The organism is Bradyrhizobium sp. (assembly GCF_004799405.1).
Classification (GTDB): domain Bacteria; phylum Pseudomonadota; class Alphaproteobacteria; order Rhizobiales; family Xanthobacteraceae; genus Bradyrhizobium.
This window is the reverse complement of record NZ_SSMW01000138.1, coordinates 42,152-64,837: the sequence shown is the minus strand read 5'-3', so window position 1 is coordinate 64,837 and position 22,686 is coordinate 42,152. Positions and strand designations below refer to the sequence as shown.

Sequence of the window (22,686 nt, the reverse complement as noted above, 5' to 3'; positions counted from 1 at the left end):
ACTCCGCCGACTTGACACCAGCGTCGGGGTGTCAGGACCACACGACTTCGCCGTCCGCCTCAAGCGCGTTCGTCAAAGCGCCATCCGCGTCCACCGCATCCCGCCGCGCGTTGATGACGTTGCGCAACGCCCCTCTGTGGGCGGAACGTGGTTTCTGTAATCCAGAATCTCGAACCAGTCAAGCGAAATTCTGTAATTCGGAAATAGACCGGATGCGATTTCTCTCTTTCCCGGGTTATCGAGCCGGCCGTATTCAGCGTGAGGAGCACCGTGGCATTTCCAAAGCGACCTCAACACAAAGACAGGCGGCGCGACTTTACCGCGATCGCCAAGAGCCCCTTTATTCCGAGAGGAAGTTGTAAATCCTCTATCTTGATGTCCGATCGCCTAAATCCGGCGACTTCCAGCAGATCGAAGAGCTGATTGCGATCATAGATTCGATGCGTCTCTGGACCGGAAAATGGCCACTTACTCATGGTTTCGCGAGACGTGACATAGATGACGACGCGGCCGCCCAATTTCAGGACGCGGTAAATTTCGGCCATATCCTGGCCATTGGAATCGAAGAAATACGCAACATTGACCAGGAGGATCTTATTGAACGTCGAATCGATCCACGGAAGCGGGCTGAACGTCCCCCGCGAAAGCACTACTCGCCCCTTCGCAATAGCCGCCTGATTCATGTTGGCAGCCTGCTGCAGCATCCGATCGGACTGGTCAATTCCGAATACCTGCCCATCGGGGATGCGCGCCGCAATTGTCCTCAGACTCCAACCCGGCCCAAAACCGAGTTCGAGCACCCGGTCGTCTCGCTGGAGGTCTAAAGCATCGATCGCCAACCTGTTTGGTTCGTTATTGGCAATTGCCATAAGCCAACCGAGCAGGGATCCGATGGCGCCAGACGGATGCCGCAACTGCGCACCTAAAGCATGCCACAGCCGATCCAAGGCGTGACCGGAGCTCGGGATGACGTTGCCACTCCGCGACGGGTTCTGATGGCTGCTTTTCACTGCTTCGCCGCGATGCTGGCAAGCCGCTCCTCGATAACCAGCCGGCGGTTCTTATCCCAAACCGGTCGATCAGGATGTGGAGGCAGGCCGAGCGCGTGACGAAATACTTCGGCAGCCCTCGGGTATTCCTTCTGTTCATAAAGGAAGTCACCATAAAAATACCAGGCGTCCAGTCCAGCGGGTGCAAGTTTGACGGCCTGCTCCAGCAACTGGCGGGCTTTTGCTTTGTCGCCAAAACCGATCGGAAAACCCGGAACACGATAATACAACACACCGAGGCTTGTCGTAGCGCCCGCATCGAGCTTGGCGGGAGCCATTTTGTAGGCCTGTTCCAGGATGTCGCGGGCACGTTTGGCAAGGCCAAGCGCAGAGAACGCGCTCGCCATCGAGGCCCTCTCGCTGGTGATAATGCCATCCCAAATCAATATTTCCGGTCTATCGGGAAACTTCGCAGCGACGGCATCCGCGTCTTCGCCAAGCGCGTTCATTTGTCTGGTCTGCTCATCCCCTTCGGGGACGCTAAACTTGATCGCCTCCCAGGTCGATTGCAGCCGATGGACTTCCGTATCCGCTGCGTCCGCCGCCAGGGCGGGTATCACGTGGAAACCGGTCGTTGCCAGCAATACGGATACGAGGACGGTTCTGCGTGTGGTCATGTGGCAATACCTTATTGTCGGTTCCGGTTGACAGGATCGGCGAATGTCATGAAGGCCGCTGCAGCGACCAGTCGATGATGCGTGGAAAGAGCCGCTGGATGAGAACGTAGAATCGTTCCGGCGCCGGCGCGTAAACGGAATCACGTCCGGCCGCTATCGCCCGCCAGATTTGTCCCGCGACCTGTTCCGGCGAATCCATACTCATTTTGGTCCTGGCGATGAGGTCAGTAAACGCGACGGCCGCATCGGTTCGCGTGGCGCGCGGCGCGGCGTAGGTCACGCCAATTCCCTTCCGTTTCCATTCGCGGCGCAGCGCAATCGAGAAACCTCGCAACGCAAATTTCGCCGCGGAATAGCAGGTGAAGTCCGGATACCCGATGTCACCGAAAATCGAGCCGACATTCACAACGCGCGATGGCACTGCGGCGATCAGCAAGGGCATCAGATCCCGCGTCAACGATATCGGCGCCATGACATTGGTCTGGAACGTTCGGGCCAGCGTAGCGTCGTCCAACGTCTCCAGTGGGCCGCCTTCCACGATGCCCGCATTGTTGATCAGAATGTCGAGCGCTCCTCGCTGATTCCTGATACGCTCGACGATAACGCTTCGATCCTCGGGCCGCGTAATATCCGCCGGAATAATAAAATGTGGGGCCGCGGTTCCCAGCAGCGCACGGGTTGCCTCGAGCGCGTTCTGGCGGCGCCCGCAAAGCGCCACCACCATCCCGCGCTGCGCCGCTTCGACGCAAAGGGCGCGTCCAATGCCCGAGCCCGCTCCGGTGATGAGGACGAGCTTTTGCTCAGGCTGCATTACTCAACTCCGCGTTATTTGCCACAAGGTGGAACGCCGAGTGACATCCGCATAAATGTTTCGTTCTCATCTAAATGACTGCACGTGCTTCGCCAAAGCGACAACGCGCGATGGTGGATGAGCATCGCCTGCCAGTAGCGGCCAGGAATAGAACGGCGAGCCCGGCGGCGGCGCAAGCTCCGGGGTCCAGCCGGTCACTTTTTCCAGCGCGTAGGTATCCATCACGATTCCGCGCCAGCGCCGCTCCACCCGTTCGAGCGGCTCTCTTGCCGCCGTCGTGGTCGCCCATAGTGGAGCGGCCTTGTCGGGCTGGCGCGCGACATAGAGGCCGGCATGCCCTTCGACCGAACTCATGCCGGGATCGCGAAAGCCTATGAACCGGCTACGCTCGTTGATCTGAATCACGGGCACCCGGCCGTTGAAGTACCAGCGCAGCATCGCGTAGGTCCGATGGTCCGAGGTTGCGATCCAGCTCGCGCCGGTCTTTTCCAGTTCAGCCTGCGCGCGATCCGCGAGCTGTCGGTAACCCGCGTCGGCACCGATCGGATCGATCCTGCCGAGGAAATTCCACGGGCTCGCGATATAATAAAGAAACACCAGCACGACCGTGACGACACCGGTGACGATCGCGGCGACGGTCCAGGAAATGGTCGATTTGATTGTCGATGCCCGCCAGCCTTCCCGCGGCAGCATCGCGATGCTGATGGCGGTGGCGGCAAATCCGGCCGGCCACAGGAATATCGGCCAGGTCTCGCCGATCCTCAAGCTCAGCGACCTCCAGAAGAAATAGCAGAACGGAACGATCACGAAGGTCGACAGCAGGATAGCCACCGGCTCACGCCGCCGATATCCGCGCCACGCCGTCCACGTCAGGCCCAACAAAACCACCGGGAACAGGACAAATCCGACCTGCCCCCATTGCAGGCCGATGTAATCGCCGACGGTGCGAAACGACATTTCGCGGATCGCGGTAACGCGCACCAACTGGAACCGGAACGAGGCCCAGTCGTGTTCGGCGTTCCAGATCAGCACCGGCAGGAACAACACGACGGCGATCAGTGCCGCGAGCCAGGGATAGGGACTCCTCAGCCAGCGCCGGCGCCAGTCCGGCACCAGCATGAAGGCCGCTACCGCCGGGAGCATCATGATGGCGGTGAATTTCGACAACAGCGCCAGCCCGGCGAACACGCCGGCGGCCAGCCACCAGCGCGCATCGTTGCTCTGGTTGAGCCGGACCAGCGCCCATATCATCGCCACCGCAAACAGGATCAGCGCCACGTCGGGCGAGGCGTTGGCCATCAGCAGCCCGTAGTAAAGTGCGGCTTCCGGCATCAGCACCGCCAGCACGATCGCGCGAATGTCATGCGTCACGCGCCGGACGATATCGGCGAGCAGCAATTGCGTCACCAGCATCGCCACGATGCCGGCGAACCTGACGCCAAAATTGGTGTCGCCGAAGATCGCGGTGCCGAAGCGGATGAACCACGCGACCATCGGCGGATGATCGAGGAAGGAAAGCACGTTCTCCTTCGACCAGGTCCAGTAATAGGCCTCATCGACGCGCAGATCGAGCAGGTTGGCGTAAACCACCCGCAGCGCCGTCATCGCCGCAATCAGGACAACAGCGGTCACCACCTGCCGGAAGGCAGAACTGTCCGGTTTGGTGCTACTGCTGCGGGGCAGGGCAATCGTCACCGCCATCCCGCGCTGCGCCGCCTCGACGCACAGTGCACGGCTGATACCGGAGCCCGCGGCAGTGACCGGGACGAGCTTTTGTTCAGGCTGCATTGCTCAGCTCCGCGCGGGTGCCGAGATCCCGAAAAATCGCTCCATACAAACGATAAAAGATCTTGGCGTTGTCGACGACGATGCGTTGGGTGGCGGGGTCATCGAAGCCATCGACAAGTTTACGAAAAAAAGCGACGTGATCGGTATCGAGAGAGCCGTGGGTACGAAGGTAGGTAAAGCCAGTGTCGCTCTCCAGACTAAGTGATTTTTTCAGCGCGTCAGCGAGCTTGTCCGCCAGCAACACCGACATTCCCTCGAGGACGTGCACGCTGCCCAGGAAAGCATAGGGGCTGAGATGCTCGATGGCGTAATAGGCGTAACCGACCATGATCTGACAGGGGATGCCCGGGATGCCGGTTCGAACCGCAGCCGGATCACCGCCGACTGCCTGGATATCGTCCAGAATCCATTTCTCGTGACCGCGTTCCTCTTTCATGTACTCGACCAGGGCGTCCTGGTAGCGCTCGTCGGAGGTGCGCGATGCGGCCAACGCCAGAAGCGGGAAAGTGTGCCTCACATGGTGATAGGCCTCGGTCAGGAAGTCGAGGTAAAGACCGCGCGGCGCACCATTCCGGATTGCGTGTTGGATGATCGGTATCGCCAGAAATGACTCGCGGTCCTTGCTGGTCTCGTCGATCAGATGATCGTAAAAGCTCATATTCCGTTTCTCCGTCAGCGCGTTCAAACAGCTTCCGCATAGGCCAGGTCTTATCCGCTATCCTGAATCCATGGGATCAATCGCGAGCATAGGAGTCACGGTTGCAAGGGCTTCCGCCTGCGAGACGTCAGCTTGAAAAGAAGCCTCGACTGGATGCCGGGTTTCATCGCGTACGTCGGCGATGACCGAGGGACAGGGTGTGAAAACCGTTGGCTGACCATCATCAGTGGGGACAAGACATGCTCGGACGAAGCGTCCGGGGGCAATCCGCGACGGATCGCCGAAATCAATCGCAGCTTTCGTCAACATTCGCAAAGCATTTCCCTGCCAGCGCACCCCACGCTAGACAGGCGACCCCATGCGCCACCAGACTTACGCGCCACTTACGGCGTCAAGGCTGCTTCGTGTTAAAAACACGACTATTCTGCGGCGGATCGGCCAAGAAGCCGATCTTCGGATGAAAACCGCATGATCGCGAGCGCTCCTTGAGAATGGTTTGCAATTTCAAGTTCGCCGTCATGGGCGATCATCGTGCGCTGGACGATGGACAGACCTAAGCCGACGCCGCCTTGGCGGCCACTGCGAAACGGCTCTGGCGGGCGCCCTTGCGCGGCCAGCATGGCGGCCGGAAAGCCTGGTCCGTGGTCCCGCACCGCGATCGATGGAGCGCCGGTGAGGATCACGGAGACAATGGAATTCGTTGGCGTGTGTTCTATCGCGTTCTCGATAAGATTTCGCAGCGCCCGAAAAATATAGTCCCGTGCCCCAACGATTTGAACCGGTATTTCGCCGCCAAGTACTTCGATCGAGCGGCCTTTGGCGATGGCAAGGGGCGCAAGAAAGCCCACTACCTCTCTTGCCACTTCCCCGAGTTCGACTATGTCGTCGGCCTCGAACCGAATGCCGTTCAGCCTCATTCGGTCGAGCAGTTGCTGGACCAGCCGCTCCATCCTCAAAAAGTCCTGTTCGAGCAACCGGGCTAGCGGCATCTCCGAGACCGCAAGCTGGGCCTTGATCACGGCGAGAGGCGTCCGCAGCTCGTGCGCCACATCCTCAACGAACTCTTCCAGCGATCGAAACCCGCTGTGCAACCGGTCCAGCGCGTGGTTCACCGCCTTCACCAAGACAAGGACGTCACCTGGCAGTTTCCCTTCCGTGAGCCGGATGGCGACGCTTCCAGGTCCGATTCGCTCGACTTGCTCTACCGCTTCGTCGAGCGGCTTCAGGGCGATTCGCGCGACCGCCAGATTGGTTGCCAGAATGACGAGCAGAAACACGAACCAAATCCATGCCACATCCTGGATAAACTCCTCCAGCACAGAATCGTACAGTACAGGACTGGACGGAAAGGCGACTTGCGCGAACAACGGTTGCGGCCCGTTAATTCTGAAGGAGAGTCCGTAGACGGGCCGCTTATTTCTCAGCATTCTCGGCAGGGCAAACAGGCGCTCGTTCACCGGCTCGAGTGGAAACAAAGCCGCACTGATTCCGGCGGAGCCGGCGACCACGCCCTGCGTCGGCGAAACTATCGCAAATGTTCCCCCTGCTTCGGAAATGCGCGCACCCGTGGGTTGGACAGCGATCGGAATTGGCTCTTGCGATGATTGAATATCGCGTGCCAGGTTTTCCGCGAAGCTGCGCAGCGTATCGTCTCGAAACCGGGTATCAATCGAGTCAAACCGCACATACAAGAATGCTGCGGTGGCAGCCATCGCGAGCACGCTGACGGCCGCCAAGCCAACCACAAGACGCCAGAACACCGTGCCGCGCAAACGCATAGTCATGCCTTGCGGGCCAGTATGTAGCCGACCCCGCGTACGTTGTGGATTTCAAGCGAAGCCTGCGCGGTCGAAAGCTTCCTGCGAAGCCGGTGGATCAACACCTCGACGGCGTTGGACTCCACTTCGTCGCCGAAGGCGTAGAGCGATTCCTCCATTTCGGCCTTGGCGATCAGTCGATTGCCGCGGCGCATGAACTGTTCAAGTGCGGTCAGTTCGCGCCGGCTAAACAGAATTTCTGTCCCATTGATTCGAACCCGCCGCTCGACAGTGTCGAATTCGACGTTCTGCTCGGACAGCGTTCCACTCAGAGCCCGGCCTGGACGCCGCAGCAAAACCCGGGTCCGGGCGATCAATTCATCCATGTCAAAGGGTTTGGCGAGATAATCGTCGGCTCCCCGGTTTAACCCGTCGATCACAGCTTCCTTGCCGTCGCGCGAGGTCAACACCAGCACCGGCACGGTGAGATCCTTGCCCCGAATAAATGAGAGAACGGTCATTCCATCCCGGTCCGGCAATCCGAGATCGAGAATTACCGCCAGGTAGGGAATAGCCTGGATTGCCGCCTCGGCGTCGGCGGCGCATTCCGCCGTATCGACCGCGAAACCATTGCCGGTGAACGCTTGGCTAATGATAGCCCTGAGACGCGAATTATCCTCAACCAAAAGAATCCGCATTACACAGCCAGCAGTTTGCCGCAATGAACAAGCCTGTTGCCGTATCTCATGGCAACGTTAGCGCCTGCCATTTTGGCCGGTTGGCTCGTTGTGCCGAATCGCGTGCTGCACGATCGGTATCGCCATCAATGCATCACGGTCTTTGGCGGTCTCGGTTATCGAACAATCGTAAAAACGCATCTTTAATTTTCCCAGGCGCTTCGACAAGGCACTAGATGTTTACGGTGGGTACAGACGGCATTTTGGTGCCGACGAATGTCTCGATTTGTTTCCGGGCTGGTCGCCCATTGGTCAAAAGCCGGTGGGCCGCGGCTTCCTGGAGCGACGTTACGATGCAGGCGAGGGGTATTGCGTATTCGGGGGCTCCCGAACAACACTCTGAAATCAAGCTCAGCACGTCCGCGTAGCTCGAATTGGCAAACCAGCTTTCGCCCGGGCCGGATGGAATGATGACGGCCGTTAAATAGGGCTCGCCGTGCCCGACGACCGCACAGAATGCAATGCGCAGGTCACCGAGCAGCATGGTCTCAACCCATTCGGGACTGATGTTTCTGCCGAACGATGTGACGATCAGGCTATCCTTGCGTCCATGGATCGTAAGAAAGCCGTTCTGATCGATCGCCCCCAGATCGCCCGTCCGCCAAGGCCGTTGTGCGGGTCCCTGTCCGAGGTATCCGTCGGTTATCGAGGGTCCATCGACAACGATTTCGCCGTTGTCGATCGACACATCGAGTTCGTTGAGCGGTCGACCGACAGTATTGGCACAACGCTCGCCCGGCCGGTTGACCGCGACGACCGAACAGCATTCCGAAAGGCCGTAGCCTTCGTGGACGGGAATTCCCAACTGCCACGCCTTTTCAGCCACCTGCCGGGGAACCGGTGCACCTCCGACCGCCACGAAACGGAGCGAAGCAGGCCCACGAATGCCGGCGGCCTGAAGTTCTCCCACCCACTGTTTGAGCAATTGTGGCACCACGACACTGGTCGTGGGTTGTTTTAGATCAAAGGCTTTCGAGATTCCCTTCGCATCGCCATGACCTACCCGTTCAGCCAGAGCGGTATCGAAATGAACGTAAGCGCCCAACATTGCCGGAATAAATATTGAACAGATCGTCTCCAGCAGCAGCGGCAAAGGCAGTACCGAAAGATAAGTATCTTCCGACGTCGCTCCGGTTGCCGTCGCCAAGGCTGTAGCCGACCATGCGATCTGCCCGCTCTCATGACGAACGCCCTTGGGCTGACCCGTGCTGCCTGAAGTATAAATAATCTGCCCGAATCCATCGACTGGATCTGGCGAACCCGTTGCCGCGACATGATCGCCGATCAGGCTGGTCTTCACGCCCGACTGCAGCGTTAACGGCCTGGTTTGCTCGTTCGTGAGGATCAGCCCCACCGACGCGTTGCGCACGACGTGACCGAGTTGCGTCGGACTGAAGAAGGTCGGGAGAGGTACAGCGATCTTGCCGGCCAGCGCGCTGGCAAGCTGAGCGATTACCCAATCGATGCCGTTTGGCGCCAGAATTCCAATCGTGCCGGGCTGAGTCTTGAGATCCGCGGCAACGCCAATCACTTTGGCCAGAAGCTCACCGCGATGGATTACCCGATCGCTATCGCTTACCGCTGCTTTATCGCCGGCCTTCATGGCGTGCCGGCTTATCGCGTCAAACAGCTTCCGCATAACGCGATCCCGTACCTTGCCGGTCGTTGCGCTCAAGCGCGAGGCGAGGACTCGGGATCGCAAAGACCTTCGGTTCCGAGGCGTAGTATGTGCCCCATCGTTCGTGGTCTGGCATCCGGCGATAGTCAGCGTCGGCCAAATGTGTCAAAGGATGACCTAGTCGATCAACCAGCAGATAAAGCCGGCGAGTAAGTGTAAAGAACGACCACAGAAAGCCGCGGCTTTCGCCGAAAGCTCCCACCGCCTCGATGAAACTCGCCGTCGCGCGAGGCGCCTGGCTCGCGAGCGTTGTGACCTCGAAGATCTCGTCCCGCGCAATTGTGCGCTTTGACGTTACGCCCAATACCTGTTCGATTGGAGAATCGAGGTAGCGTTCGGAAAAGAAGCCGTCATCATGGAGGCGAACGCCTGCGGCGCAAACTATCTTCTCGCGGTCGTTGAGAAGGGCAAAAATGCGGGAAGGAAACGCCTGGAGCTGCGCGCCATACTGAGCAGTATAGACTTCCCGAATAAACGTTTCGGCAAGACCGCGTAACGCACCGTCCTCGCGAATCACAACGATTTCGCAAATCGCGCGACCCTGCGGTTTCATGGAAGTTCCTGAATTCACAGGATTTAGAATTATTCTAAATTACGGTTTATTTGTGGAACTTGCTAATCCAACGTTTCCATTCGTTACATCATACTTCAGCGATGGCACGACCTGCATCGAATAGTCAGTTGAGCCCGGACGAATTGAAGAAGCTCGCGGACGCACAAATTGCCGAGGCCATGCGGATTGAAGCCGCGCCAGAGGGCTGAGGGTGCTGACGGTTGCCGATGCGCTGATCAATCTGGCCGAGATCAAGAAGCTGCTCTTGAAATACGAGCGACGGTTACTGAACTAGGCCATGCCGGGGCATGGTGGCCAAGCAACGTCGGCATTGGAAGCGCTCGATGCCCGATCCAGTAACGCAGTCTATTTGACGAAGCTGAGATACGAGGCGAGCGCCTCGATCTCATCCGGGCCTAGATGGGTTGCGACCATCGGCATCGGAGAGTCCCTCTCCGAATGATATCCCTCGCCCCATTGTTCAAGCCGGCCCTTTAAATAGAAATAGGCCAGTCCTCCCAGGCGAGGAATGCCTCTCACCCCCTCGGCGTTCGGACCGTGACAGGCATAGCAGGACACAATGTTGGCTTCCGGGATTCCCTCCAGATAAATCGTTCTGCCCCTGTCGGCGAGATCCCTGTTGCCATCGTTGGCGGCTTTAGGATGTAGCGCTGCAAAATAAATGGCCAAATCGCGCGCCTCACGCGGACCCAAAGCCGCCACGGCGCCCCACATATATTGCCTCGAAAATGGATTGTCTCGCGTGTGCTCGCGAAGACTCCGAAGCTGTTCCGCGATATATTGTGGCCGCTGTCCGGCCAAACGCGGCGCCACCATATAGCCCTGCCCCGATGTCCCGTGACACCAGGTGCAATTGCGGATGCTGGCGCTCCCGCTCTCACCCGCCCAGGCTGGAACGGCTGAGGCGACAATCGCCAGGATCGCTATTTTCAATCCGATCCGCTTCATGACCCTCAAGCCTTCGCGCCTCATGCATTCGTCGGCGATATTTAAGATGGCAGCACTCACGGCAGATTACTTACGTAGGCGGCGACCGCTTCAACCTGTGACCGCGTCATATTGTGCGCGGTCGGCGCCATGATGGCGGATGTGTCAACCGCCGAACCCTGACCTCGCTCCGTCTTCCACCCGCTTAACTGGCCCACGGTGTAGGGATAGAGCTGGCCCGCCAGCCGCGGGATTTCGTTCTGGCCGTGGCCGTCGGTGCCATGGCAGGCGGAGCAGGCAGGAACGTTGGCTTCCGGCAACCCTTCCTCAAAGATTTTTTTCCCTTCGGCCAGCGATCCCCTTGGCGCTCCACCGAACGGCCTCGGATTAAGACCCCTGAAATGCGTCGCCAAGGCCGTCAGCATCGATGGACTCAGGACATGCGCGACGTTGAACATGATCGGGTTGGTTCGCCGCCTCTCGATGAAGGCACGCAACTGAGCCTCGATGTAATCAGGCTGCTGTCCCGCGAGGCGCGGCATCGGAAAATATCCCATGTAACCCTGCCCCGACAGTCCGTGGCAGGTCTTGCAATATTCAAGCTTGGCCTCAAGGCCGCCTTGCCGTGCAGGCGCGGCCCTGTACTGCGCGTTTCCGGTCGCGGTAAAAATCACCGTCAGCATTGCCGCCAGCAACACCAACCACAGGCCGGTCGCCTTCATGATCCGCCTCCGCGCCAGCCGCTTGACACGATGTCCGCCTCATTTGAACGGGCCAAGACCATCACCAGCCAGGTCCCCAGATGTGAAAGTTCAGTCCGGCCTTCACCACCTGGATGTTCTGTCTGACCTCTACGTTGCCCAGGAACACATTGGTCGGGTCTGACATCGTGACGAGCCGGTGTCCAAACCCATAATAATCGTATTCGATGCTAGCGGACCAATGCTGCGAGAACGCCCATTCCACGCCGCCGCCCGCGGTCCAGCCAATGCGGTTTTCCAGGCCCGTAAAGCCGAACGGAATGTCGACGAATGAACCGCTGACATCGTACCGGTCTGCCGCCAAGGCAACGCCGCTTTTGGCGTAAAGCAGCACATTGTCGAACGCGTAACCGACCCGCGCGGTCACGCCGGTGAGGAAATCGGTTTTTGCCCGCACTAACGCCGTATCAGGACTGCCGAGCGGGAGCCCGACAGTCGTGGAACCCTTCATGGTCGAGCCCGAGGCGGCGCCTTCGATGCCGACCACCCAGGACGGGGCGAACTGGTAGTCGCAACCGATCTGTCCGCCGATTACGACGCCCCCTGGCGCCGGGCTGGCGGTGGTGATCCCGGTTGTCGGGCCGGCGCCGAATGAATCCTGCACCAGTTCTACCGGGTCAGTAATGTCCTTGCGGGCAAAGCCGCCGCCAAGATGGCCGCCGAGATAGCAGCCGGTCCAGCTGAACCGCGCTGCGAACGGCGTCTCCGTCTTGAGCGGCAGGTCGGCGGCGCGCGCGGGTGCCGCGATGGACATCACCAGCGCCGCGACGGCTGCAAAAGACAGTTTTCTCATCGGACGATCTCCGTCTGCGGGCGAGCCCGCCTACATGGCAAACCAGGCGTGGAGGAACAGGGTGTTGTTGTCGTGGGCGCCGATCGTGGAGCCGTCGAATTTGTTGTAGTAGATGTACTGCAGACCGATCCGCGCGTTGAACCACGGCCAGCCGAACGATTTGCTGAGGCCGAACGGGATATAGGCGATCTCCGCCATCCAGCCGTTGCTGTTCGGGGTGTTGGCGGTCGGGTCAGCGGCATTCGTATACAAGAATGGGTCGGCGGTACCCCAGATGTTGAAATATTGCCCGGTCAGAACGATCCTGTTGTCGCCGCCATAGGCAAACGAGGCCTGCAACTTCATGCTATTGAGCTGGTTGGTCGGATTGGCCGAAGCAAAGTTGGCAAAGCTCGCGTCCAGCCGCTGAGACTCTCGAACATAACTGCCACGTAGCGTCAGCCAGTAATTGTCGCCTTGATACTGATATTGCGTGTCGAAGCCGATATCGGTGAATTTGTCCGATTGGGACAGCGTCGCGGTCGTTCCCGTCGCGAACGTTGGATCGAGCCACGGATGCACTTCGAGATACATTCCGAACGTGCCGAACATCAGGGAATTCCTGCCCCAATGCGGTTCGAGCGCGACGCGCCAGTACGGCGCCACGCCTCCGAACAGTCCCGGCCCGTCGAACGGATTCATACCGAGCGAATTCTGCTGGCTGAAAGACAGCGTCCTGTAAGCGCTCAATTCCAGATAAAGCAGGTCATTGATCATCGTATAGGCGCCGACCCCGCCGACACGCGCGGCAAACGTGCCCTCGATCATGGTGCTTGCGGCAGGCGTGCCAGCCAGCGACGATACGGCGTAGGGAAAGGACCATGCCGGCGTAGTGTTCCACAAGTCCTGGACAGTCGGATTGTTGTTGGCGGTAATGCCGTAGACAACGTCAAGAGACCCGATGCTTGCGGTGCTGGCAAAGCGAACGTCGGCATTGTCCCACGACCAGGTATGCTTGAACTGGTCTGCCGGCGTACCCGAAAAAGCGGACAAGGGATCCGGCGCGCTGTAGGTGACCTGAGCGAAAGCGCCGATATTGTCGGTGATCGCTCCGCCCCAGAAACCGCTGAATGGCGTCAGCACCACATTATCGTTCGCGCTGTAAGGATCTGTCGGCGGCGCCACCGTTGGTCCCTGCGTGTGCGTGTAGCCGACAATCGCCATCATCGAGACCGGCGGAACGTATTCCTTTTGGTTGTCGGGCTGAGGATCCAGTGCCTTCACATACCCGCGCAGCTTGTCGAGCTCCGCCCGCGCGTCACGGCCGGTTTGCGATGAGAACGGCGTTGTCCGGAATTCGCCGCCGCCGGCGGTATATCCGAGCAGCTTGAACCTCCGGCCGTACGGGGTAAGCGCAGGAAAATCGGTATGACAGGTACCGCAGGGTTGCCCGGTCTGGCGCGCGAAACTCGGAAGTGCCTGCGCTGGCGGCGCAAAGCCGATCGCAAGAAAGCCGCTCAGCGCAGCAACAAGCGCGACCGCAGCGAGCAAGTTACTGCCGTTTCCGAAGCGTCGGGTAAAGCGGTCACTTCGCATCGCGCGCTATCCATGTCGCTCACGGCTCTTGGTGCAGAGTCGTTCACGCTGATGAGAGTAGTGCAAGCGTCGAAAGCGCGGCTAAGCCAATATCAATACCGGACCGGATTTCGCGGTGGCGAGACATTTCGGCAACAATGGTTGCGCATGCAAAAATCCACCGTGCCCGGAAGCTTGCGCTTCTTGGCTCGATGACAAATGAATCATAGCGTCCCATCTGTCATAAAAGCCCGTTTGCGGGTTTTGGCAATGATCTAGATCAAATTGTCTAGAAAAAGATTGGGCTGGATCGAACCCCCTCGCGAAGCGTAACATATTGGCTTGTAAGAAGGCGGGCTCATGAACTTGCAATCAATGTTGCTGACCGCAGCCGTCGCCAGCGTGGTCTCCGTGGCGGCGCACGCGGAGGACAAGGCAGCGCCCGCCGTCCCGGCGCAGGAGCTCAAGGCCAAGACGGACTACTGCAAGACTTGCCACGGCGTATCAGCGCAAGGATTTCGCGGTGCCGTTCCGATGCCGCGACTGGCGGGACAGCAGCCCGAATACCTGAAGAATCAGTTGCAGGCATTTATCGAGCACAGGCGCACGAATCCCGTGATGTTCAACGTCGCGCACGTCCTGACCCCGGCGATGCTGACGGACCTGACGACGTATTTCAAGGATCTCAACCCGAAGCCGCTGGGAGGGGGTCCAAAAGAGCTCATGGCCGCAGGCAAGAAAATCTACGAAGAAGGTGTTGCGAGCGCCGAGGTTCCTCCCTGTGCTTCCTGCCACGGTCCGGATGCCAAGGGCGCCGACGCGTTTCCTCGCCTGGCGGGACAGCTCAACGACTACATGATCAGGAAGCTGACGAACTGGGACAAGGAGCGCGGCCAGGACAAGGCCAATCCGGACAACTCGGCGATTATGCAGCCGATCGCGCATAATCTGACCGAAGCCCAGATCAAGGCCGTCGCGACCTATCTCAGCTATCTGGAGTAGACGCAATCAATCGGCTCACACAGCAGGAAAACGGGTCATGACAGAATCAAGCAGGATTACCAGACGGCAGGCTTTGACCATCGCGGCCGGCGCCGCGGGCGCATCGATGACAGGCGCGACAGCGGTCATCGGAACCACGGCATCGGCGCAAGCCGCCAAAGTCGCGCAGAAAGTCGTGAAGTATCAGGACACGCCGAAGGGCGAGCAACGCTGCGACAATTGCGACCTGTTTCAAGCCCCCTCATCCTGCAAGAATGTAGATGGAACGATTGCTCCACAGGGCTGGTGCATCATCTACAGGAAGAAAGCGGCATAGGATTCACGGGCAATATGCGATGACTTCCGGCTTCGAAAAATAGCCGGCGCCGGCGCGACTACTTTCGTTCGGCTTCGGCCTCCTCCTCAAGCCGCAAAATATGTACGCGTAGCGTATCGAAGCGCTCCTCGGTGACATCGCTGAACAGCGGATCCTTATGACCGGTCACGGCGGAAGCGATCTCCGTCCAATCTTGGGGCTTGAGGACCCTAAGCGCGGCAGGAAAGAAATCTCGATCTTCCATCATCATGTGGCGCCGCTCGTGCCCAATGAAATCGCGAACAATAGTATCGACGTTTTGCCGAAGAACTTCTCGGTCCGCGAGCACGTTGTCGACCGCGTGAGCGACGCTGCGCAAGCGTTCTGCCCCTTTGTGGTGTTCGCTAGCGAGATCACCGATCTTCGCAGCCGCAATCGGATCGCGCGTTCTTAGCTTGGCAAAGACAAGGTCCTCCTGGGGATGGTGGTACACCTCCGGGTAGACTTCGAAATAGCTGATCACCGCGCGAATAACCTCGTAGTCGGGGCGGTCTCCGCGGTCGAAAACCTCAAGTTCCCGTTCGAGGATGGCGAGCAGTTTCTCAATATTGCGATGTTCTCGGGATAAGCGCTCGATGATCATGGCGGCTCTCCACACATTAGACCACGATACATTATCTCCGACGCGGTAACTGCGTTTGCGGCAGATCAAACCTCGGTCGGAATAAGGTGGGGCGATTCCATTGCGCCAACGCGCTTGCTACCCCAATTCGATCTCGTCGCTGATCTCATGCGACAGGCTGACGCCGCCGAGCGTGAGGACCATTTTGGCCTGCAGCTTTTCGTTGCCTTTGAGACGGCCGGCTGCCACCGCGTCACGCACCGCCTTTTCGATTTCGCGCTGCGAGGTGATGCCGACCTTCTTGAGAAATTTGCGCAGGCTGGTGTTGAAAACGTCTTCGTTCAAAATGGCCTCCTCTCGCTACGGATGCACCGGATTGTTCAGCATGTATTCGCCGAGATCGCGCTGGCGGCTGTCGGCGCGGCTCTGGGCGTTGGCGCGCTGAACGTCGCGATCCTTGCGGCAGGCGATGTATTCCGGCGAACCAGGCTTGACATTGTTGGCGCGGCAGAAGGCATCGTCGTCATCGCCACCGGCATTGACCATGGTCGACTGTCCGCGCTCAAGGCAGCCCGCCAGCAGCGGCACGACCAGCAACAGGGCGATGCAGGTTCCCGCGGAGTTACGTCGCATATCTGAATTCCGTCCGTCACTCGTCATTGCCGGGCAAAAGCGCGAAGCGCGTCTTCATAGCTGATGCCCCGGCAATCCATCAAAAACAAGGCAGCTTCTCGAAGTATGATGGATGCCCGGGTCACCTAGCGCGACGACGCGCTTCGCGCTTTTACCCGGGCATGACGATGGGGTGACCCTCACACCCGCCCCTTCAGCGAGCCCTCGATTTCCTCCAGCACCTTGGGATCCTCGATGGTCGGGGGCATGGTCCAGGCGTCGCCGTCGGCGATCTTCTTGATGGTGCCGCGCAGGATCTTGCCGGAGCGTGTTTTCGGCAGCCGTCCCACCGTGATCGCGAGCTTGAACGCCGCGACGGGACCGAGTTTTTCGCGCACCAGCGCCACGATTTCCTTTTCGATCTCAGCCTGGCTTCTGGTGACGCCGGCCTTGAGCACCAGGAAGCCGCAGGGCACCTCGCCCTTGATCGCGTCCTTGATGCCGAGCACCGCGCATTCGGCGACGTCGGGATGCGAGGCCAGAATCTCCTCCATGCCGCCGGTGGAGAGCCGGTGGCCGGCGACGTTGATGATGTCGTCGGTTCGCCCCATCACATAGATGTAGCCGTCCTCGTCGATGTAGCCGGCGTCGGAGGTTTTGTAATAACCGGGAAACTCGTTGAAGTAGGCTTCCTTGCAGCGCTCGTCCTGCTGCCACAAAGTCGGCAGGCAGCCCGGCGGCATCGGCAGCTTGATCACAATCGAACCCATGGTGCCAGCCGGCAATCCTTTGGCGGCCTCGTCGACCACCTCGACCTGATAGCCCGGCATCGGCACCGTCGGCGAGCCATGCTTGACCGGCAGCATGCCGAGCCCCATCGGATTACCGGCAATGCACCAGCCGGTTTCGGTCTGCCACCAGTGATCGATCACCGGCCGCTTCAATTGCTGCTCGGCCCATTCCACCGTCGGCGGATCGGCGCGCTCGCCGGCGAGAAACAGCGTGCGGAATTTCGACAGATCGTAGTGGCGGATGAACTTGCCATCGGGGTCTTCCTTCTTGATGGCGCGGAACGCGGTCGGCGCGGTGAAGAACGCCACCGCTTGATGTTCCGAGATCACCCGCCAGAACGCGCCCGCATCCGGCGTGCCGACCGGTTTGCCCTCATACATGATCGAGGTCGCGCCATGAAACAGCGGCCCGTAAACGATATAGCTGTGGCCTACCACCCAGCCGATGTCGGAGCCGCACCACCAGACTTCGCCGGGCTTGACCCCGTAGAGATTGAACATCGACCATTTCAGCGCGACCAGATGCCCGCCATTGTCGCGCACCACGCCCTTGGGAACGCCTGTGGTGCCCGAGGTATAGAGGATATAGAGCGGATCGGTCGCCAGCACCGGCACGCAGTCGGCGGATTTTTTCGCAGCGATCGCCTTGGCGCGCAGCCCGGCCCAGTCGTGATCGCGGCCCGCAACGAGATCGCAGGCTTGCTGCGGCCGCTGCAGGATGATGCAGGCCGGCGGCTTGCTGCTGGAAAGCCTGATCGCTTCATCGAGCAGCGGCTTGTAGTGCACGATGCGGCCGGGCTCGAGCCCGCAGCTTGCCGAAAAGATCAGCTTCGGCTTGGCGTCATCGATCCGGGTCGCCAGTTCCTTGGCCGCGAAGCCGCCGAACACCACCGAATGCACGGCGCCGATCCGCGCGCAGGCCAGCATCGCGACCACGGCTTCCGCCACCATCGGCATGTAGAGGATGACGCGGTCGCCTTTGGCGACGCCGAAATCCTGCATCACCGCCGCAAGCGTCTTCACCTCATGCAGCATCTGCGCATAGGTGAATTTGGTGACGGCTCCCGCCAGCGGCGAATCGTGGATCAGCGCCACCTGGTCGGCGCGGCCGCCCGCGACATGACGGTCGAGCGCGTTGTAGCAGGTGTTGACCACGGCACCGGTGAACCAGCGGCCGTAAAGTCCCATGGCCGGGTCGAAAACCTTGCTGGCCGGCTCGATCCAGTCGATCTCGCGCGCCGCTTCGCCCCAAAATCCCTCGGGATCCCTCAGCGAGCGGGCATAGACCTCGTGGTATCGGCTGTTGTCCTGGCTGTTCATTGTGGCATCGCCCTCGCTGGTCGACCGTCCCGCGCCATGCCCGGTCTTGTGCCGGGCATCTACGTCTTTCTGCCTGCAGCAGCAGAAGCCAGACGTGGATGGCCGGGACAAGCCCGGCCATGACGAGGCAGAAGAAAATCATCTATTCGTCGAGCCATTGTCACGGGAAGTGGGTTCATTTCAAGGGAGGACTGGCTTTGTTCTTGATGGCCATCTGCGCACCGATCCGTTCCAGCTCCAGCGCCAGCGCCTTATAGTTGGCGCGCGCCGCCTCAAGCCGCGGATTGAGCCTGATCGCGGCGCCGAAATCGGCCAGCGCGCGCGGCCGGTCGCCCTTTTTGCGCCAGAGTTCGCCCCGCGCGTTGAAGGTATCGGCCAGCGTCGGATCGAGCCCCAGCGCAGCGTCATCATCGGCAATGGCGCGGTCGACCTGGTCCTTGCGCCCATAGGCGCTGCCGCGCGCGACCAGCGCCTTGATGCGATCGGTCCTCAAGGTCTTCTCGTTGTCGATCAGCGCGCCGCAGACGGCGATGATTTTGTCGTCATCGTCGGCGGCTGCCGCCGCGACGCAGGGCGCGGGATCGACCAACGGAGTTGAGGCTGGATCGGTGCTGATTGCATGCGCGTCGTGCGGCAGCACTGAAAGGATGAGGACCAAGGCCGTGAAATAATGCAGCATTGTCGTCCCTGCGAAAGCAGGGACCCATATTCCGTGTCGTCTCGTTTTAAAAATGCTGTTGGACAACTACCTTTAACCACAAACACCGGGGGTTATAGGTCCCTGCTTTCGCAGGGACGACGATTGATTTTACTTATCAGCTCCGCTGGGACGACGAGAGTCTACCCCACCTTCAGCGTAATCCCGCCATCGACCACCAGTTCCAGCCCGGTGACATACTTCGATTCGTCGGAGGCAAGAAACAGCGCCGCGTTGGCGACATCCCAGGCGTCGCCCATGTGGCCCATCGGCACCTGGGCGTCGCGCGCGCGCCACATCGCTTCGACGTCGCCCTTGGCGTAGCTCGCCGCCAGACCGGCCGAATGTTCGACCATCGGCGTTTTCATCAGACCCGGCAGTATGCAGTTCACCCGGATCTTCTTCGGCGCAAACTCGACCGCCGTGGTGCGCGTCATCTGGTTCATCGCAGCCTTGGTGGTGGCATAGGTGACGTAGGAAATGCCGAGATGGCGGATCGAGGCGATCGACGAGATGTTGATGATCGAGCCGCCGCCCTGCCGCGCCATCACCGGAATGACGTGCTTCATGGCGAGGTAGGCGCTTTTGAGATTGACCGCGAAGACGTGGTCCCAACTCGCCTCCGATACCTCGACGACGCTGCCCATCTCGGCGATGCCGACATTGTTGTCGAGCACGTCGATGCGGCCATAGGCCTTCAGGCAGGCCGCCACCATGGCTTCGACGTCGCCGGCGCGGGAGGCATCCGCCGTGAACGCGGCCGCCGTGCCGCCTTCGGATATGATGATATCGACCGTTTCCTGCGCGGCATTGCCGTTGCGATCGACGCAAAACACCTGCGCGCCTTCGCGCGCAAAGCTCGCGGCGGTCGCCTTGCCATTGCCCCAGCCGGGCCCGATCGAACCGGCGCCGACCACCATCGCTGCCTTGCCCTTGAGCCGCGCCATCGACTTCTCCTTGTTTCAATTTATTGTCGTTGCCGGGATTTCGTCATCGTAGCCCGGATCACTCAACCCGTCATCGCCCGGCTTGACCGGGCGATCCAGTACGCCGCAGCCTCTCGGTTAATTACAACCGCCTTTGGAATACCAGATCGCCCGGTCAAGCCGGGCGATGACAGTTGTGCCTATCAGGGCTGCGGATCGCAGGCGCTCATGGTCGTAACATTGGCGCCGATCGGATGCCCGAAAATTTCCGACAGCGTCCGGCAATTTCCGTCGTTGCACAACCGCCATTCGCTGGCGGCGCCGGAATTGCCCAGCACCACCTGCGGCATCGGCGCGCGCTTCGGCTGCCATTGAAACCAGCCATCGACCAGGCGCGCGTCCGGCGGCGGCTCCATGCCGGCGCCGGAGCCCTTGACGCGGGCCTGCACCAGTTCGAGCCCCTGCGGGGTGATGCGCCAGTCCTCCTGCCAGTCCACCTTCTCGATCGAATGGGTCCATGCCAGCGTGAACGCCGCGACCGAAAGCGTTTTGACGACGCCGAGCGAAGTTAGACAAAGGCTCAAGCCGCCGCCACCACGGGGCGCGAACGCTGCCGCCACTGCCAGAGCACGCAGGCCGCCGTCAGGATGAAGCCGGCGGTGTCGCTGAAGCTGAAATCGCCGAGCAGGCACAACGCCGCGATGAAGGCGACCAGCCGTTCCGATGGCGTCAGCCGCGTAAACAAAAAGCCGATCGCGACCATGCCGAACAGGCCGATGGCGACCAGGGCCTTGAACGTCGCAAACGCCGCCGCGCCGTAGAATCCGAGCTGGGCGGCCAGGGGATCGCCGGCCTGCAGCATCAGCGCCGGCGAATACACAAAGACGAACGGAATGACGTAGCCGGCGAGCGCGATGCGCATCGCCTCCCAGCCGATCTTGTCGGGGTTCTCCTTCGCGATCGGTGCGGCCGCCAGCGCCGCCAGCGCCACCGGCGGCGAGAGGTCGGCCATGATGCCGTAATAGAACGCGAACATGTGGCTGACGATCAAGGGCACGCCGAGCTTGGCCAGCGCGGGGGCGGCCAGCGCGGCGGTGATGATGTAGGTCGGAATGGTGGGGATGCCGGTGCCGAGCAGGATCGACAGCAGCATCGTCATGACCAGCGCCAGGAACAGGCTCTTGGCGCCGAGGCCGATGATCCAGCCGCCGAACACGGTGCCGACACCGGTCTGCGTCATCATGCCGATGATGCTGCCGACGATGGCGCAGGCCATGCCGACGGCGATCGCCGACTTGGCGCTGTCGGCCAGCGAGTCCCGGCATGCCTTCAGTGTCACCCGGCCGCCGCGCGTGATCGCCGCGATCAGCATCAAACCGCCGACCACGCCGGCCACCGGAACAATCTCAAGGCCGTTGCGCGATATCCCGACGACGACCAGCGCAAGCCCGATCCAGAAAACATATCGCAGCATGGTGGTGGAAAGGCCGAGCGCTATGCTGGCGCCGAGGATCAGCGCCACCGTCAGCGCCAGGCCCATGCTGCCGGCATAGAGCGGCGTGAAGCCCTCGAACAGCATGTAGACCAATGCCGCCAGCGGCAACACCAGATACCAGCGCGCCACCAGCGCTTGCCAGGCGCTCGGGATTTCCGACTGCTTCATGCCGACCAGGCCGTATTTGCCGGCTTCGAGGTGCACCATCCAGAACGCGGAGGCGAAATAGAGAACGGCCGGGATCACCGCGGCCTTGACGATGACGGAATAGTCGACGCCCAGCGTCTCGGCCATGATGAAGGCGACCGCCCCCATCACCGGCGGCATGATCTGTCCGCCCATCGAGGCGGTCGCCTCGACGCCGGCGGCAAAGGCACGGCGATAGCCGAACCTGATCATCAGCGGAATCGTGAACTGGCCGACGGTCACGACGTTGGCGACGCCGGAGCCCGAGATCGTGCCCATCATGCCCGACGCGAATACCGCGACCTTGGCCGGACCGCCCCGGGTGCCGCCGACCAGCCCAAGCGAAACGTCGGTGAATAGCTGGATCATGCCGGCGCGTTCGAGGAACGAGCCGAACAGAATGAACAGGAAGATGTAGGTCGCCGATACGTAGATCGGTACGCCGTAGAAACCCTCAGTGCCGTAGGACAGGTGGCTGACGACCTGGTCGAAGGCGTAGCCGCGATGGTTGAACGGCGCCGGCAGATACTGGCCGAAGAACCAATAGAGGATGCAGGCGCCGCACATCAGCGGCAGCGCGAGGCCCATCAGCCGCCGCGTGCCCTCGAAGATCAGGACCGCAAGCAAGGTGCCGACGGCCAGATCGAGCCGGCTCGGATCGCCGTCGCGGGCGATCAGGTCGGCGTAAAAAATCCACTGATACAGGCCGCAGAGGAACCCGGCGAGGCCGATCAGCCAGCCGGCCGCGCGGCCGGCGTCGCCCTTGGCGGTGAAGTTGCCGATCAGGCCGAAGCTCATCAGGAGCAGGAAGCCGACGTGAACGCCGCGCACCACCTGGCTCGGCAGGTAGTTGAAGGCCGCGACGTAAAGCTGAAACACGGCGAATGCGATGCCGATGGCATAGGCCAGGTGTCCCCAGCCGCCGGGGCCGAAGCCTTCGGGAAAGCCGTGCTCGAAATTGTCGAATTCGACCTTGACGGGTACCTCGGCGCCCTCAGCCTGCAGCATTTCGGTCGTTCCCCAACGCCCCACGAGC

22 protein-coding genes and 1 pseudogene are annotated in these 22,686 nt (G+C 60.6%); 2 read left to right on the top strand and 21 right to left on the bottom strand.

Translation table 11 applies throughout. The annotated features are described in order from the left end of the window. Positions 1 to 290 precede the first annotated feature (290 nt). The 13 genes from E7813_RS21980 to E7813_RS21920 all read right to left on the bottom strand — a co-directional run bounded on the left by E7813_RS21980 (position 291) and on the right by E7813_RS21920 (position 13,725). Positions 291 to 947 carry a class I SAM-dependent methyltransferase gene (locus tag E7813_RS21980; protein WP_291577376.1) on the bottom strand — a complete coding sequence of 219 codons (657 nt, stop codon included), beginning with the start codon at positions 945 to 947 and terminating at the stop codon, positions 291 to 293. 59 nt (positions 948 to 1,006) lie between these two features. After that, on the bottom strand, positions 1,007 to 1,666 hold the full coding sequence (locus E7813_RS21975; RefSeq protein ID WP_291577375.1) for a tetratricopeptide repeat protein: 660 nt from the start codon (positions 1,664 to 1,666) through the stop codon (positions 1,007 to 1,009). 46 nt (positions 1,667 to 1,712) lie between these two features. Beyond that, positions 1,713 to 2,477 (bottom strand): SDR family NAD(P)-dependent oxidoreductase, encoded by a 765-nt coding sequence (locus E7813_RS21970; protein WP_291577374.1) that lies wholly within the window; start codon positions 2,475 to 2,477, stop codon positions 1,713 to 1,715. A 66-nt stretch (positions 2,478 to 2,543) separates the two neighbouring features. Beyond that, positions 2,544 to 4,082 (bottom strand): glycosyltransferase family 39 protein, encoded by a 1,539-nt coding sequence (locus E7813_RS21965; protein ID WP_291577378.1) that lies wholly within the window; start codon positions 4,080 to 4,082, stop codon positions 2,544 to 2,546. 172 nt (positions 4,083 to 4,254) lie between these two features. Then, positions 4,255 to 4,923, bottom strand: coding sequence for an iron-containing redox enzyme family protein (locus E7813_RS21960; protein WP_291577373.1), 669 nt, complete (start codon positions 4,921 to 4,923; stop codon positions 4,255 to 4,257). 419 nt (positions 4,924 to 5,342) lie between these two features. Continuing rightward, entirely contained in the window at positions 5,343 to 6,701 is a 1,359-nt protein-coding gene (locus E7813_RS21955; RefSeq protein ID WP_291577372.1) for an ATP-binding protein, read from the bottom strand. 2 nt (positions 6,702 to 6,703) lie between these two features. Beyond that, positions 6,704 to 7,378 (bottom strand): response regulator transcription factor, encoded by a 675-nt coding sequence (locus E7813_RS21950; RefSeq protein WP_291577371.1) that lies wholly within the window; start codon positions 7,376 to 7,378, stop codon positions 6,704 to 6,706. Between the two features lie 211 nt (positions 7,379 to 7,589). Next, positions 7,590 to 9,056 (bottom strand): AMP-binding protein, encoded by a 1,467-nt coding sequence (locus E7813_RS21945; protein WP_291577370.1) that lies wholly within the window; start codon positions 9,054 to 9,056, stop codon positions 7,590 to 7,592. Then, the gene (locus tag E7813_RS21940; protein ID WP_291577369.1) at positions 9,040 to 9,648 is read right to left on the bottom strand and encodes a thermostable hemolysin; all 609 of its coding nucleotides are present in this window, start codon (positions 9,646 to 9,648) and stop codon (positions 9,040 to 9,042) included. Before E7813_RS21940 ends, E7813_RS21945 begins: the two co-directional genes overlap by 17 nt. Positions 9,649 to 10,014: 366 nt before the next feature. Then, positions 10,015 to 10,677, bottom strand: coding sequence for a c-type cytochrome (locus tag E7813_RS21935; RefSeq protein ID WP_291577368.1), 663 nt, complete (start codon positions 10,675 to 10,677; stop codon positions 10,015 to 10,017). After that, positions 10,674 to 11,318 carry a c-type cytochrome gene (locus E7813_RS21930; RefSeq protein WP_291577367.1) on the bottom strand — a complete coding sequence of 215 codons (645 nt, stop codon included), beginning with the start codon at positions 11,316 to 11,318 and terminating at the stop codon, positions 10,674 to 10,676. Before E7813_RS21930 ends, E7813_RS21935 begins: the two co-directional genes overlap by 4 nt. A 61-nt stretch (positions 11,319 to 11,379) precedes the next feature. Further along, positions 11,380 to 12,150, bottom strand: coding sequence for an outer membrane beta-barrel protein (locus tag E7813_RS21925; protein ID WP_291577366.1), 771 nt, complete (start codon positions 12,148 to 12,150; stop codon positions 11,380 to 11,382). Positions 12,151 to 12,180: 30 nt separating this feature from the next. Beyond that, entirely contained in the window at positions 12,181 to 13,725 is a 1,545-nt protein-coding gene (locus E7813_RS21920; protein WP_291577365.1) for a cytochrome C, read from the bottom strand. A gap of 339 nt (positions 13,726 to 14,064) precedes the next feature. On the opposite strand from E7813_RS21920, the gene E7813_RS21915 reads away from it, so the two are divergent. Continuing rightward, entirely contained in the window at positions 14,065 to 14,706 is a 642-nt protein-coding gene (locus E7813_RS21915) for a c-type cytochrome (RefSeq protein WP_291577364.1), read from the top strand. A 37-nt stretch (positions 14,707 to 14,743) separates the two neighbouring features. Beyond that, on the top strand, positions 14,744 to 15,022 hold the full coding sequence (locus E7813_RS21910; protein WP_291577363.1) for a high-potential iron-sulfur protein: 279 nt from the start codon (positions 14,744 to 14,746) through the stop codon (positions 15,020 to 15,022). Between the two features lie 58 nt (positions 15,023 to 15,080). Here E7813_RS21910 and E7813_RS21905 read toward each other — a convergent pair whose 3' ends face one another. The 8 genes and pseudogenes from E7813_RS21905 to E7813_RS21870 form a co-directional block, all read right to left on the bottom strand. Next, positions 15,081 to 15,644 carry a hemerythrin domain-containing protein gene (locus E7813_RS21905; RefSeq protein ID WP_291577362.1) on the bottom strand — a complete coding sequence of 188 codons (564 nt, stop codon included), beginning with the start codon at positions 15,642 to 15,644 and terminating at the stop codon, positions 15,081 to 15,083. A gap of 117 nt (positions 15,645 to 15,761) precedes the next feature. Beyond that, a complete protein-coding gene (locus E7813_RS21900; RefSeq protein WP_291577361.1) occupies positions 15,762 to 15,968 on the bottom strand; it encodes a DUF6494 family protein in 207 nt (68 codons plus the stop codon). Positions 15,969 to 15,983: 15 nt separating this feature from the next. Further along, positions 15,984 to 16,256, bottom strand: coding sequence for a hypothetical protein (locus tag E7813_RS21895; protein WP_291577360.1), 273 nt, complete (start codon positions 16,254 to 16,256; stop codon positions 15,984 to 15,986). Positions 16,257 to 16,435: 179 nt separating this feature from the next. Next, positions 16,436 to 18,346, bottom strand: a complete 1,911-nt coding sequence (locus E7813_RS21890) for a propionyl-CoA synthetase (protein WP_291577359.1) — start codon at positions 18,344 to 18,346, stop codon at positions 16,436 to 16,438. A 205-nt stretch (positions 18,347 to 18,551) separates the two neighbouring features. Next, positions 18,552 to 19,025: pseudogene (locus E7813_RS21885) on the bottom strand (hypothetical protein); the annotation flags it as partial. A gap of 161 nt (positions 19,026 to 19,186) precedes the next feature. Beyond that, a complete protein-coding gene (locus E7813_RS21880) occupies positions 19,187 to 19,990 on the bottom strand; it encodes a glucose 1-dehydrogenase (protein ID WP_291577358.1) in 804 nt (267 codons plus the stop codon). Positions 19,991 to 20,172: 182 nt separating this feature from the next. Next, positions 20,173 to 20,553, bottom strand: a complete 381-nt coding sequence (locus E7813_RS21875) for a DUF1850 domain-containing protein (RefSeq protein WP_291577357.1) — start codon at positions 20,551 to 20,553, stop codon at positions 20,173 to 20,175. After that, positions 20,550 to 22,658: a TRAP transporter permease gene (locus E7813_RS21870; protein WP_291577356.1), complete on the bottom strand. Its 2,109-nt coding sequence runs from the start codon at positions 22,656 to 22,658 to the stop codon at positions 20,550 to 20,552. Before E7813_RS21870 ends, E7813_RS21875 begins: the two co-directional genes overlap by 4 nt. Between the last annotated feature and the right edge of the window lie 28 nt (positions 22,659 to 22,686).

Coding starts and splice junctions, on each gene's coding strand:
- E7813_RS21975 (WP_291577375.1), bottom strand. CDS start 1,666: ATGACCACACGCAGAACCGTCCTCGTATCCGTATTGCTGGCAACGACC.
- E7813_RS21970 (WP_291577374.1), bottom strand. CDS start 2,477: ATGCAGCCTGAGCAAAAGCTCGTCCTCATCACCGGAGCGGGCTCGGGC.
- E7813_RS21965 (WP_291577378.1), bottom strand. CDS start 4,082: ATGACGGCGCTGCGGGTGGTTTACGCCAACCTGCTCGATCTGCGCGTC.
- E7813_RS21960 (WP_291577373.1), bottom strand. CDS start 4,923: ATGAGCTTTTACGATCATCTGATCGACGAGACCAGCAAGGACCGCGAG.
- E7813_RS21955 (WP_291577372.1), bottom strand. CDS start 6,701: ATGCGTTTGCGCGGCACGGTGTTCTGGCGTCTTGTGGTTGGCTTGGCG.
- E7813_RS21950 (WP_291577371.1), bottom strand. CDS start 7,378: ATGCGGATTCTTTTGGTTGAGGATAATTCGCGTCTCAGGGCTATCATT.
- E7813_RS21945 (WP_291577370.1), bottom strand. CDS start 9,056: ATGCGGAAGCTGTTTGACGCGATAAGCCGGCACGCCATGAAGGCCGGC.
- E7813_RS21940 (WP_291577369.1), bottom strand. CDS start 9,648: ATGAAACCGCAGGGTCGCGCGATTTGCGAAATCGTTGTGATTCGCGAG.
- E7813_RS21930 (WP_291577367.1), bottom strand. CDS start 11,318: ATGAAGGCGACCGGCCTGTGGTTGGTGTTGCTGGCGGCAATGCTGACG.
- E7813_RS21925 (WP_291577366.1), bottom strand. CDS start 12,150: ATGAGAAAACTGTCTTTTGCAGCCGTCGCGGCGCTGGTGATGTCCATC.
- E7813_RS21920 (WP_291577365.1), bottom strand. CDS start 13,725: ATGCGAAGTGACCGCTTTACCCGACGCTTCGGAAACGGCAGTAACTTG.
- E7813_RS21915 (WP_291577364.1), top strand. CDS start 14,065: ATGAACTTGCAATCAATGTTGCTGACCGCAGCCGTCGCCAGCGTGGTC.
- E7813_RS21910 (WP_291577363.1), top strand. CDS start 14,744: ATGACAGAATCAAGCAGGATTACCAGACGGCAGGCTTTGACCATCGCG.
- E7813_RS21905 (WP_291577362.1), bottom strand. CDS start 15,644: ATGATCATCGAGCGCTTATCCCGAGAACATCGCAATATTGAGAAACTG.
- E7813_RS21895 (WP_291577360.1), bottom strand. CDS start 16,256: ATGCGACGTAACTCCGCGGGAACCTGCATCGCCCTGTTGCTGGTCGTG.
- E7813_RS21890 (WP_291577359.1), bottom strand. CDS start 18,346: ATGAACAGCCAGGACAACAGCCGATACCACGAGGTCTATGCCCGCTCG.
- E7813_RS21880 (WP_291577358.1), bottom strand. CDS start 19,990: ATGGCGCGGCTCAAGGGCAAGGCAGCGATGGTGGTCGGCGCCGGTTCG.
- E7813_RS21870 (WP_291577356.1), bottom strand. CDS start 22,658: ATGCTGCAGGCTGAGGGCGCCGAGGTACCCGTCAAGGTCGAATTCGAC.